Below are 2,117 nucleotides of genomic sequence, written 5' to 3'. Positions count from 1 at the left end.
ATTTAGAATAGTGTAAATATACGAAACATTGATTCTATTGGGTTATTTGTACCATCTCATTATCTATCACTCTATTTACATTATATCCATTCAAAACGCATAGTAATTATTTATTATTTGACAATAATGTAACAATGCAAAAAAACTAAGTAGTTACGTATACATATACACTTATTACTTTGTACAATACTTTAGAAATATATTCTTTCCATAAAAAAAACAGCTACTAGCATTTAGCCAGCAGCTGGATAGATCATAAATAACTTTGAAAATAGATCTTCTGTCGTCTCGGTAATTTTATCAAACATATCACTTTCACGATCTTCTTGCTCTTTTAACATCTTAATTGTTTCACGTGCGTCTTCAGGATAATCGGTAATGATACCATCCACGTTTAACTTATAATATGCCTTTAAACTTTCCATATCATTTACTGTCCATACGTAAATTGGCTTGTTTAGCTTCCTTGCTTCTTTTACTAATTTCTTATTTAACATGTATTCTTCTGCTACATAAAAATCAGCCTTCACATTCTTTAAGTTAGCTCTACTCGCATACAGTATGTATCCTACTTTTATATTTGGATTTGCACGTTTAAACTCTTTAATAAGCGGATAGTGTAACGTTTGAATGACACATTGCTTCTCAAATTCATTATCTTTAATCGCTTTTAATACTTTGTTTACGAAATCTTTTTCGCCACCATGGAGCTTCACTTCAATATTAAGTTTGATTTTTCCTTTTGCCAGCTTAATGATCTCATCAAGTGTACTTATTTGTCCTGAAAACCCATCTTGACTAAGGGTAAGCTGTCTTAACTCCTCCATCGTTAAATCTGACACGTGAACATTAGCATTCGCAAGACGTTTTAGCTTCAAATCATGTATAACTGCTAGTTCACCGTCTTTTGTTTGCAGTACATCAATTTCAGCGTAGTCTGCTTTGGCATCAATAGCCCCCTGCAGAGCTTCTTTCGTATTCTCTACACCTTTTGAAATATAACCACGATGAGCCATAATAATTGGTTCTTTATATGAATTTGAAATAAACGTTACAATGAAGGCAACGACCATTCCGGCAGTAATAATTCCTACAATATATACACCAATAAATTTCCAACGATGTTTTTGGAAGAAACATTTATCTGCTTTTGTTTTCGAATAATCTAATCCTTCTTCTAATAAAACATCTTCAACCGGAACCTTTTGTAAATACAATCGTGTTATTGCCATAATATAAAATGGCGTCACGATAAAACTAAATAAATACAATGTACTCGTTAAAAATACAGACATTGTTGATTCTGCTAATAATGCAAATGTTCCCTGTGGATTTGTAAATTCATACATGCCCCATAGACACAATAAATACATTCCAAAAAATACACCGTACACAATCCCTATTGAAATAAAAAATCCTACTAAAAAGAATAGTACTTTAAAAAAACTTTCTTTTACTAACGTTGCACTTTTACGTGCTGCTGTGCGAAACGGCTTTTGCTCTAAAACAACAATAGGTAGAACAAAAATCCAGCGAAGGTTCAAATACGCAACTACAGCAAAGAACGTGTAATAACCAACTTGTCCCATCGTTGTCTTAAACAGTTCTCCTGTAATAAAGTTAGGAATTTGAATTTGCGGAATTAATGCCGTTTCATATCCAAGATTTAAAAGAGGTAACAATACGACAGCATATAAAATAAATCCTGGTAAGCAATATGTGAAAAGAGTAGGTAAATACGTTACGGTTTTATATAAAATCGGACGTAATTTCACCTTTTGTCTTTTATGAGCGAAGTACGAAATGATAATAAGCACCGCAAATTCCGTAAAGATAAGAAACAGTGCTAACAATGATAAAATTACGATTGCCAAAATGCCGTATGGTGTCTTTAAAAACGCTAATAATTCATCATTCGTCGCATTTGCATAACCACCAAAATACAATAACTTATTAAAAATGATCCCAAATAGCGGGACAAATACAATCGCTGCTAATAATTTATAAGCAAGTTGAAAGGTTAATACATTCCAAAAAGCAAATCTAACTGTTTGAAAGGAATGTCCCATTACCCCTGGTATAGATAGTCTTTTACGGTGTTGCATATATTCCTCCAC

General features: G+C 32.5%; 1 protein-coding gene. It reads right to left on the bottom strand.

The window, feature by feature from the left end; genetic code table 11:
- Positions 1 to 233 precede the first annotated feature (233 nt).
- Complete coding sequence (locus AB3X49_RS21875) at positions 234 to 2,105, bottom strand: glycerophosphoryl diester phosphodiesterase membrane domain-containing protein (RefSeq protein WP_002169187.1); 1,872 nt, start codon at positions 2,103 to 2,105, stop codon at positions 234 to 236.
- Between the last annotated feature and the right edge of the window lie 12 nt (positions 2,106 to 2,117).

Source organism: Bacillus sp. C30 (assembly GCF_040838255.1).
Taxonomy (GTDB): Bacteria; Bacillota; Bacilli; order Bacillales; family Bacillaceae_G; genus Bacillus_A; species Bacillus_A mycoides.
The sequence above is the reverse complement of the archived record's forward strand: the minus strand, read 5'-3'. Positions and strand labels throughout refer to the sequence as shown.

Excerpts from the sequence above, each read along its gene's own strand:
- AB3X49_RS21875 (WP_002169187.1), bottom strand. The coding sequence starts at position 2,105 with ATGCAACACCGTAAAAGACTATCTATACCAGGGGTAATGGGACATTCC.